The sequence below is a fragment of the Streptomyces sp. SID5910 genome, from assembly GCF_009862125.1.
Classification (GTDB): domain Bacteria; phylum Actinomycetota; class Actinomycetes; order Streptomycetales; family Streptomycetaceae; genus Streptomyces.
The window spans coordinates 1-9,798 of record NZ_WWHX01000934.1 but is presented as its reverse complement, the minus strand read 5'-3'; the positions used below and the strand labels follow the sequence as shown (position 1 = coordinate 9,798).

The window sequence follows — 9,798 nt, the reverse complement described above, 5'->3', positions numbered from 1 at the left end:
GGCCCGGTGACCGCGCCGGGCACGCCCGCGGTGGCCGCCGGTTCGTCGACCGACTCCAGGAGCTCACCGGCGGACACGGTCACGTCCAGCGTGACGTCGAGCCCGTCCTCGTACGGCTTCGCCAGCCGCACCGCCCGCACGGCCAGCACCTCGAAGGAGGGCGGCCGCCCGAAGACGGCGAGCGCCGTACCGTGCGCCTGGAGGCGTACGGCGGCGCCGCGGTCGTAGTGGAGCAGGCGGGAGAGGAAGGCCGCGAGGTCGGCGGCCTCACCCTCGTCGGCGAGGTGGAGGACCGTCATGCGGCGACGGCCTCCTCCTCGTCCTCCGCCTTCTCGCCCGTCGTCTTCCCGTCCGGGCCGTCCGTGTACTCCTGGAGGAACTCCCGCTCCTCCGCGGTGATCCGGCGGGGCCGCTGCGCCTCGAAGTCGAACGGCACGATCACCGTCGACGCGCGGACGTAGACCTGGTCGCCGTCCTTCACCTCGTAGGTGAGCGTGAAGGACGCCGCCCTGATCTGGGTGACCCACAGCTCGATGTCCACGGGCGCGTGCCGGTGGACGAGCTGCCGCTTGTAGTCGATCTCGTGGCGCGCCACCACCGACCCCTGCTGGAAGTCCTTGTCCGGACGGAACAGGAAGTCGATACGGGCCTCCTCCAGGTACCGGAGGAAGACCACGTTGTTGACGTGGCCGTACGCGTCCATGTCCGCCCAGCGCAGCGGGCAGCGGTAGATGTGCCGCAAGATCGATCAGCCCCGGGTCAGCTTCTTGTAGGTCGCACGGTGCGGACGCGCCGCGTCCGGGCCGAGCCGCTCGATCTTGTTCTTCTCGTACGACTCGAAGTTGCCCTCGAACCAGAACCACTTGGACTCACCCTCGTACGCGAGGATGTGCGTGGCCACCCGGTCGAGGAACCACCGGTCGTGGGAGACGACCACGGCGCAGCCCGGGAACTCCAGCAGCGCGTTCTCCAGGCTGGAGAGGGTCTCGACGTCGAGGTCGTTGGTGGGCTCGTCGAGGAGCAGCAGGTTGCCGCCCTGCTTGAGGGTGAGCGCGAGGTTCAGGCGGTTGCGCTCACCGCCGGAGAGCACCCCGGCCGGCTTCTGCTGGTCCGGGCCCTTGAAGCCGAAGGCGGAGACGTACGCCCGGCTCGGCATCTCGACCTGGCCGACGTTGATGTAGTCCAGCTCGTCGGAGACGACGGCCCACAGCGTCTTCTTCGGGTCGATGTTCTCGCGGCTCTGGTCGACGTACGAGATCTTGACGGTCTCGCCGACCTTGATGGAACCGGAGTCCGGCTCCTCCAGGCCCTGGATCATCTTGAAGAGGGTGGTCTTGCCGGCGCCGTTGGGACCGATGATGCCGACGATGCCGTTGCGGGGAAGCGTGAAGCTCAAGTCGTCGATGAGCACCTTCTCGCCGAAGCCCTTGCTGAGGTTGTTCACCTCGACCACGACGCTGCCGAGCCGCGGGCCCGGCGGGATCTGGATCTCCTCGAAGTCCAGCTTCCGCATCTTGTCGGCCTCGGCGGCCATCTCCTCGTACCGGGCGAGGCGCGCCTTGGACTTGGCCTGGCGTCCCTTGGCGTTGGAGCGCACCCACTCCAGTTCGTCCTTGAGGCGCTTCTGCCGCTTGGCGTCCTTGGCACCCTCGACCTTGAGGCGGGTGGCCTTGGTCTCCAGGTACTTGGAGTAGTTGCCCTCGTAGCCGTGCAGGCGGCCGCGGTCGACCTCGCAGATCCAGCCGGCGACGTTGTCGAGGAAGTACCGGTCGTGGGTCACGGCCACGACGGTGCCCTCGTACTTGGCGAGGTGCTGCTCCAGCCAGTTGACGGACTCGGCGTCGAGGTGGTTCGTCGGCTCGTCGAGGAGCAGCAGGTCGGGGGCCTCAAGCAGCAGCTTGCACAGCGCCACACGCCGCTTCTCACCACCGGAGAGGTTCGAGACGGGCCAGTCGCCGGGCGGGCAGCCCAGCGCGTCCATGGCCTGCTCGAGCTGGGCGTCGAGGTCCCAGGCGTTGGAGTGGTCCAGGTCCTCCTGGAGCTTGCCCATCTCCTCCAGCAGCGCGTCCGAGTAGTCGGTCGCCATCTGCTCGGCGATCTCGTTGAACCGGTCGAGCTTGCCCTTGACCTCGGCGACACCCTCCTGGACGTTCTCCAGGACGGTCTTGTCCTCGTTCAGCGGCGGCTCCTGCAACAGGATGCCGACGGTGTAGCCGGGGGTCAGGAAGGCATCCCCGTTGGACGGCTGCTCCAGGCCCGCCATGATCTTCAGAACGGTGGACTTACCGGCGCCGTTCGGCCCGACCACACCGATCTTCGCGCCGGGCAGGAAGCTCAGCGTGACGTCATCAAGGATCACCTTGTCGCCGTGCGCCTTGCGCGCCTTGCGCATGGTGTAAATGTACTCAGCCAAGAGAAACCGTCCGGCAGCTTGATCAGGCAGTGGGCAGATACACCCCATCTTGCCGTACCGCCACCCCTACGCGGAAACGCGTTCCCTGCGGGGGCGCTGACCTGGCCTTTCCCGGATGCCGCCGGAACCTCGCCGGTCACGGCCGGTCACGGCCGGCCTCGGGCGCCCTGACACGGCCCGGGGACGGCCCGGCCCGGGGGTGCCGCTCCCCCGCCGCGCCGGACTACCGTGACGACGTGACCAGCGCGGCGGAGCGCCCCCTTCTCTTCCTCGACGTGGACGGCCCACTGATCCCGTTCGGATCGCCGGCCGGTCACCCACGGGCCGACCCCGCACCCGCCTCGTCCCCTCAGGGGAACCCGCTACTGCCCCGGCTCGATCCCGGGCTCGGACCGCGCCTCCTGGCCCTGGGCTGCCCTCTCGTGTGGGCGACGACCTGGATGGAAGAGGCGAACGAGGTCGTGGCCCCGCGCATCGGCCTGCCGAGGCTGCCCGTCCTCCCGTGGCCGGACGCCGGTGCCGGGGACGGCCCGCGGGGCCTGCACTGGAAGACCCCCCTCCTCGTCGAATGGGCCGACGGCCGGCCGTTCATCTGGGTCGACGACGAGATCAGCGGCATGGACCGCCAGTGGGTCGCGGCCGCCCACCCCGGCCCCGCCCTCCTCCACCACGTCGACCCGGCCGAGGGCCTCCGGGACGCCGACTTCCATGCCGTCGCGGAATGGCTCGGAGTCGTCACGCCGCGCTGAGCGCCGTCTCGGTGGGTTCGGGCTCGGTGGGTTCGGGCGATGCGTCCGTCGCCGGGCTGCCTCGCCCGCACGAGCGTGTACCGACCCGCGTCACCGCCCCGCTCACGGTCCCGTCGGCAGTCGCAGCTCCGTGCAGCCGCCGCGCCGCACCTGGTCCTGCGCGAACGCGGTCACGTACTCGCGCAGCAGCACCCGACGCTCGTTCCGCTCGGCCTCCGTCGGGGGCACGTACTTCTCCCCCTCCTCCCTGTACGGGAAGTCGTCCCCCCAGTGCGCCGCGAAACCGGTCCTCTCACCGTCGCACCGGGCGACGGCCCACGCTCTGTCCTCGGTCAGCTCGGGCTTCCAGGGCCCGTCGCCCATCGGCATGGGGTCCGGCCCCGAGCCCATCTCCCGCACGTCCACGCCCCAGTCGCCACGCCAGCTCGTGAGCTCGACGAGCGGCCGGTGCCGGTCACCGTCGCTCGCCGCCTCCGCGTACAGCGTGCACCGGCCGACCATCCCGCCGTCGGCGACGGCGATACGGACCTTGCCGTCCCGCCCCTCCGCCGGGACGCGGGTGGTGGCGAAGGCGGAGCAGGCGGTGCCCCGTGTCTGCGCTCGCGGCACGCGCTTGCCGGGGTCGGGCACCGCGCCGTCCTCCGGCGCGGGCAGCGGTTTCCCACCGCAGCCGAGCTTCTCGGTCACCACGTTCGTCATGCGCACCGCGAGCCGCAGCATGGCCGCCTTCTCCTCGCGGCTCTCCGCGAAGTACGTCCAGGTCCCCACGAGCAACCTGCGCGGATCCCCGTCTTCCCCCTTGCCGCGGTCCGGGCACTCGGGCATGAGGTAGACGAGGCTGTTCTGGAACTCGAAGCCGGGAAGGCCACCGGGCAACACGCCCTGCGGCGGGTAGGAATCTCCGACGAACGACAGCTCTTTCTCCCGGTCCGCCCCGTCCAGGTAGGCGTCGACCGCGACCACGACCTTGTCCCGGTCGGTCACCAGCACACAGTGGTACTGACCGCCGCTCTCGTCGAAGGACTCCCGCTCCTCACCGAGCCGCCCGCCCGGCCGTACCGTCCTCAGGTCCTCGCCCGGCAGTTCGCCCCCGCACGCCTCGCGCGACAGCCACCAGTCCTTCACCGGAGCACGCACCGAGAAGCCGACGACGACCAGTACGAGCACCGCACAGGTGCCACTCCACAGCCACTTACGATGCCGCCACGCCCAACTCTCCACCGCTCTCCCCCGTTCCCCCGCCCACCGGAGCAAACCCCCGCCCCCGCAAGCGATCTTCGTCCGCGCCGCAGTGTGCCACGGGACCTGGCAGGCGACCGACTGGACCGATCACGCCGGCCCGGTGCCCGAGTTCCCGCCCGCCTGGTAGGCGCGGAGCCTCACCGAACCCGTCCCGGCCGTCCCGGCGCACCAGGCGCTCGCGCTGTGCGCCGACACGTCCGGGACGCTCGCGCCCTGGCTCGCCGAGTGGGACCGACGAGGACGAGCTGCGCACCGCATACGGCTGCTCTCCCTCACCGACGAGGCCCGCTGGACGGACCCGCACTGGCCCGGCCACCGCTACTGACGGTGCCGCGCGCGTCCGCCGACGGGCGGGGCGGGTCAGCCCTGCCCGCGTTCGTCCCTCCTGCGGACGAGCAGCAGGACCGCGCCGCCGATCACGACCAGGCCTATGGCGGTGCCGCCGATCAGCGGCGTCGCGTCCGAGCTGCCGGTCTCGGCGAGGTCGGTGTCCGGGGCCGGGTCGACCACCGCGGCCGGGGCCGGCTCACCGAGGGTGCGGGTGGCGGGCTCGACCGGGCTGCTCTGGGTGCGGCAGTCGAGGACACCAGTGAAACGCTGCTCGAACCCGTCGGGACTGCGGACGGTGAAGTCGTACGCCCGGTCCTCCGGCAGCGGCACCGTGACCGTCCGGGTCTCGCCCGCCGCGATGACGTACTCGCTGTCCAGCAGCTCGAAGGTGAACGCCTCGTCGCCCTTGTTGACGGCGGTGATGTCCAGGCCGCCCTTGGCGCAGTTCTTCGCCCCGGACAGCGCGGGTATCGCCCCCTGGTCCGCCCAGGTCGCGCTCGCCGTCGCCGCCACCGTCGACTCGCTGGACCCGGCCAGGATCTGCGTCTGGCTGCGGCTCTCGGAGGCGAAGGCGCGGCCGACCGGCACGGTGGTCGAGGCCTGGACGGTCAGCGGGACGGTGTCCGCCGCGGTGTCCTTCGGCACGTCGAAGAAGATCTGCGTGCCGTCGGTCACCGACGTGACGGGCTTGCCCGCCTTGTCGGTGAACCGCACCCCGCCCGTGGCGGCGTCCGCCGGAGGCGTGACCGCCGCGCTGCCGGCGTTGGTGTGCACCGTCACCGGGCCGAGCCGCTCGCCCGGGCGTCCGGAGACCGCGGGCGGGTCCAGCGTGAGCGACGCCGCCGGCTCGGTCAGGTCGCGGGCGTGCTTGTGGAGGTAGTCCGCGAGCCTTTCGGCCTGCGGGTCGACGGCCTCGACGTCCGTGTCGTCCGAGTAGCGCCAGATGGCCACCTGCGTACCGGCCGCCGCCTCCTGCTCGGTGAGCCCGCCGCGCACCCCGGCCTTCTTCGCGAGCGCCGCGAGGTCGTTGACCTGGGGGTAGGAGTTCTGAAGGATCCAGCGGATGCGGCCGGCGTCCTTGTTGGTGCCGAGCGAGGTCCCGCTCCAGGACGTCTCGTGGTACTTGGCGTCCTTCTGCGTCGGGTTCTGGATGTCGACGCAGTAGGTCTGCAACATGCCGCCGCCGTCGACGGACATCTCGAACAGCCCGGCCGACACCTCCTGGTCACCGGCGGCCCCGCGTATGACCGCGGTGCCGTAGGTCTTCAGGCCGCCTATGGTGGCCGCCGCCCCGCCCTCGCCCTGCGCCGTGCCCTGTGCCGCGGCCGGGGTCGCGCCCACCGCCACGCCGGCTGCGGCGAGCGCGGAGACCAGCACCGTGGCGGCGAGTCGCGCCGCCGCTCCTCGGCCGTTCCGGGACAGGACAGTGAGCGAAGAAAACACCAAATTCCCCTTCGAGCAGGACCCGTTGGCGTGGGGGCACGGTCCCACCAGCAGAATCAGCAGCCCCGTAGGACATGTTCGGCATCCTAAGGACCTGGCGCGCCGCGCCCCTCGGTGATGTTGGTCCGAGCGGTGATCCGACTCGGAATCGTTATGGCCGACACCCCTGTGAGCAGGGCTTATCGACAAATCCACCCGGGTCGTTCCGTGCGCTTTCGCCGATAAGCCGCACTTCGGTCACCCCTGTCGGTCCGCCGGCGTCATCCCACCGCGACGGGTTCCGGCCGCTGTTCGGCCCCGGCGTCCACCGATCCCTCGTGCGGTGTCTCCCAGTTGGGTTCCGGGCGTGGCGGAGAGGCCGTCGTCTCGGCCCTGTTGGTGCGCCGGAACGCCGCCGTCCCCCGCGAGAGGTCGTGTCCGATCGCCACCGCGTCGATGTCCGCGGAGGTCCAGTTCTGCCCCTCGCGCACATCCGTTCGCACCTTCAACCGTCCCTGCACGACGACGGGATCACCCACGGCCAGCGACGCGGCCGCGTTGGTGGCGAGCTGCCGGTTGGCCCACACCGTGAAGAAGTTGGTGTGTCCGTCCGTCCACGCGTTCTTCTCGCGGTCCCAGTACCGCGCGGTGACCGCCAGCCGGAACCGCGCCGACGCTCCACTCGCCAGGTCCCGGTACACCGGCTGGGTCGCCACGTTGCCCACGGCACAGATCATGGTCTCGTTCATCACGAGTCCCTCCCTCCACGCGTACGGGCCCGGCCCGTACGGCTGCTCGTCTGCCTGCCGGCGACCGCTTCCGCCACGATCGCCGCGAGACCAGACTGCCTCCGTCCGGACCGGGCCCGCTGAGCCCTGTGGACCGTCCCCCGCCTGTGGAAAACCCCGCCACCCGAACGGGTGAGGATCTCCCCCGACGGCCTCCCAGACCGCTTCCCGCCCCTACCTCGTCCGGCTCCCCGCCCCCACCCCCGACCCGATGGCCGCCCCCATGCCGGCTCCCACACCCGTCCCCGCGACCCGCCCGTACTGCTCCCGTACCTCCCGGTACCGCAGCAGCTCCGCCGCCAGCGGATCCAGCACCCGGGCCCGGCCGCACCCGGCGGCCGCCTCCCGCAATCGGCGTTCCGCCTCGTACCCGTAGCGCCGTGCCGGTCCGCGTGCCGCCATGCGGCAGCTCCACTCGATGACCGGGCCGCCGACGATGCCGGACAGCATCAGCAGCACCGGCACGCCCAGGTTCGGCGGCATGAACCCGATGATCTGGCCGAGCAGCCACAGCCCGCCCACCACCTGAAGGAGGGTCATGCACGCCTGGGCCAGCACGGCCACCGGCCACCACCCGGGCCGCGGCGGGCGTCCCGTCGGCAGGCCCTGCCTCACCGCCAGTTCGTCGAGGGCCTCGGGCAGTCCCTGGGCGCCGCGGAGGGCCGCTTCGCGCATCGCCTGCGCCCACGGCGCCGGCAGCCCGGCGGACGCCCGGTCGGACACCGTACGCACCGCCTGCTCGACACGCTGACGGGCCGTCGCCTCCTCGTCCGCCTGGGCACGCAGCGCCAGCCGCCCCGTGGAGGGTTCGCGCCGGTCGTGGTACCAACGCCACAGCCGCAGCCAGGGCGTGCCGCAGGCACGGTTGGCGTTGCGCAGCCAGGCGCGTTCGGCCGCGTCGCCCGCCGCGGTGGCGCCCACCGCGTCGGCGAGCCGGTCCGCGAACTCGTCCCGGGCCTCCTCGCTGAGCCCGGTGCGCAGCCCGGTGACGTACACGGGCCGCAGCCGCCCGGCGGCGGCGTCCACGTCGGCGGCGATACGCCGCGCGGGAGCCTGCCGCTCGGCGACGAACTGGCCGAGCGTCTCGCGCAGTTCCCCCATGCCCTCACCGGTGAGCGCCGACAGCGCGAGCACGGTCGCGCCGGGTTCGCCGTACTCCCCGAGCGCGATGCCGTCCTCGTCCAGTAGGCGCCGCAGGTCGTCGAGCACCTGCTCGGCGGCCTCCCCGGGCAGCCGGTCGACCTGGTTGAGAACGACGAAGGTGACCTCCGCGTGGCCCGCCATCGGCCGCAGATAGCGCTCGTGGAGCACGGCGTCGGCGTACTTCTCCGGGTCCACGACCCAGATGACGGCATCGACGAGGCCCAGGATGCGGTCCACCTGCTCACGGTGTTGCACGGCCGCGGAGTCGTGGTCGGGCAGGTCGATCAGCACCAGCCCGCGCAGCGGCGAGTCGGCGTCCGGGTGCTGGAGCGGGCGTCGGCGCAGTCGGCCGGGGATGCCGAGCCGGTCCAGCAGGCTGGCCGCGCCGTCGCTCCAACTGCACGCGATCGGCGCGGCGGTGGTGGGCCGGCGGACACCCGTCTCGGAGATCGTCACCCCGGCGAGCGTGTTGAACAGCTGCGACTTGCCGCTGCCGGTCGCGCCCGCGATGGCGACGACGGTGTGCTGCCCGGAGAGCCTGCGCCGCGCGGCGGCCTCGTCGAGCACCCGCCCCGCCTCGGCCAGCGTCCCGCCGTCGAGCCGGGTGCGGGAGAGCCCCACGAGCTCGCGCAGCGCGTCCAGCCGCGACCTGAGGTTCCCGTCGTAGGCCAGCGGCATCAGGGAGGAGGAACTCGCCGGCCTGCTCGGCACGGCGGCGTACTGCTCCGCGCCGGCGCTCTCGTCCACCCGCCGCGCGATGAGCCCGTCCCCCCAGGCCTCGTCCTCGCCCCGGCCCCCGGCTTCGGCCGGCGATCGGCCCTGTGCGCCGTCCGTAGGCGCCTTGGCGTCCACGCGCGCGTGACCCTCCCCACGCTCCTCGGCGTCCACGCGCGCCTGGCCGCCGTCCCGCACCTTGCTGTCGGTGCGCTCCTTGCGGTCCGTACGTTCCGTACGCTCTGTGCGGTCCGTACGCTCCTTGGGGTCTGTACGGTCCGTACGCCGAGGGGTGCCGTCGTCCGCCACGCGCGCGTGGGAGCGGGACTCGCGGGCACACTCACCGTCGCCCCGCGCCACGGGCTCGCTCCCCCCGCCCCGCGCGTCCTGGCTCCCCTCGCTCTGCACGCGCCCGCTCTGTACGCGCCCGCTCTCCACCTCCCCCGCACGCGCGCTTCCCGCCCGCTCACGCTCGTCGCCGCGGGCACGCTCGCCCCGGCCCGCGCCCTCGGCGCCGCTCCGGTTGCCCGCCTCCTCCATGTGGTCGGTGTGCTCGGTGGGGTCCTGGTCAGTGACGGCGGTCACCGGTCACCTCTCCTTCTGCAGTACGGACAGCGCGGCGATGAGTTCGGCCTGCGGCTCGGCGTGGACGTCCAGCGCGTCGAGCGGCGCGAGCCGGCGCTCCCGCTCCACGTGCATGACGCGGTCCATGTGGTCGTTGAGCAGCCGTCCGCCCCGGTCGCGCAGCCGCAGCGCGCCATGGGCGCCGATGCGTTCGGCGAGCCCTTCCCCGGCGCTGCGCGCCCGCCGGCCGCCCAGCAGCACGGTGGCGCCGAGCGCGGCGACCATCTCCGGGTCGGGCGCCAGGCTCCGGTCGAGCCGGCGCACCTCCTCCTCGGCGTACTCCTCCAGCTCCCGCCGCCACCGCCGTACGGCCATCCCGATACGGTGCTCGGCGCTCTCGGGCGACCACGCGCGGGAGGTGAGTTCCGGGGCA

The 9,798-nt window shown here is 72.4% G+C and carries 8 protein-coding genes and 1 pseudogene; 1 reads left to right on the top strand and 8 read right to left on the bottom strand.

Going from position 1 to position 9,798, the window contains the following annotated elements:
• From GTW67_RS33390 to ettA, 3 genes are all read right to left on the bottom strand, one after another.
• On the bottom strand, positions 1 to 299 hold a 299-nt coding region (locus GTW67_RS33390), incomplete at its 3' end, for a DUF8010 domain-containing protein (RefSeq protein ID WP_524539850.1).
• A complete protein-coding gene (locus tag GTW67_RS33385; protein WP_161168475.1) occupies positions 296 to 742 on the bottom strand; it encodes an acyl-CoA thioesterase in 447 nt (148 codons plus the stop codon). The genes GTW67_RS33385 and GTW67_RS33390, both read right to left, overlap by 4 nt.
• A 6-nt stretch (positions 743 to 748) precedes the next feature.
• Positions 749 to 2,413, bottom strand: a complete 1,665-nt coding sequence (gene ettA / locus GTW67_RS33380; protein WP_161168474.1) for an energy-dependent translational throttle protein EttA — start codon at positions 2,411 to 2,413, stop codon at positions 749 to 751.
• 236 nt (positions 2,414 to 2,649) lie between these two features.
• Between ettA and GTW67_RS33375 the strand changes: the two genes are divergently transcribed.
• Positions 2,650 to 3,162 carry an HAD domain-containing protein gene (locus tag GTW67_RS33375; RefSeq protein WP_161168473.1) on the top strand — a complete coding sequence of 171 codons (513 nt, stop codon included), beginning with the start codon at positions 2,650 to 2,652 and terminating at the stop codon, positions 3,160 to 3,162.
• A 102-nt stretch (positions 3,163 to 3,264) separates the two neighbouring features.
• Here the strand turns inward: GTW67_RS33375 and GTW67_RS33370 are convergent, their stop codons facing one another.
• The 5 genes and pseudogenes from GTW67_RS33370 to GTW67_RS33350 form a co-directional block, all read right to left on the bottom strand.
• Positions 3,265 to 4,329, bottom strand: a complete 1,065-nt coding sequence (locus tag GTW67_RS33370) for a hypothetical protein (RefSeq protein WP_161168472.1) — start codon at positions 4,327 to 4,329, stop codon at positions 3,265 to 3,267.
• A gap of 435 nt (positions 4,330 to 4,764) precedes the next feature.
• Positions 4,765 to 6,177, bottom strand: a complete 1,413-nt coding sequence (locus tag GTW67_RS33365; protein ID WP_161168471.1) for a Cys-Gln thioester bond-forming surface protein — start codon at positions 6,175 to 6,177, stop codon at positions 4,765 to 4,767.
• Between the two features lie 260 nt (positions 6,178 to 6,437).
• Positions 6,438 to 6,905 (bottom strand): single-stranded DNA-binding protein, encoded by a 468-nt coding sequence (locus tag GTW67_RS33360; RefSeq protein ID WP_161168470.1) that lies wholly within the window; start codon positions 6,903 to 6,905, stop codon positions 6,438 to 6,440.
• A gap of 213 nt (positions 6,906 to 7,118) precedes the next feature.
• Positions 7,119 to 9,341, bottom strand: a complete 2,223-nt coding sequence (locus tag GTW67_RS33355) for a YfjP family GTPase (RefSeq protein WP_202438034.1) — start codon at positions 9,339 to 9,341, stop codon at positions 7,119 to 7,121.
• A 48-nt stretch (positions 9,342 to 9,389) separates the two neighbouring features.
• Positions 9,390 to 9,798: pseudogene (locus GTW67_RS33350) on the bottom strand (ATP-binding protein); the annotation flags it as partial.

Excerpts from the sequence above, each read along its gene's own strand:
- GTW67_RS33360 (WP_161168470.1), bottom strand. The coding sequence starts at position 6,905 with ATGAACGAGACCATGATCTGTGCCGTGGGCAACGTGGCGACCCAGCCG.
- GTW67_RS33355 (WP_202438034.1), bottom strand. The coding sequence starts at position 9,341 with ATGGAGGAGGCGGGCAACCGGAGCGGCGCCGAGGGCGCGGGCCGGGGC.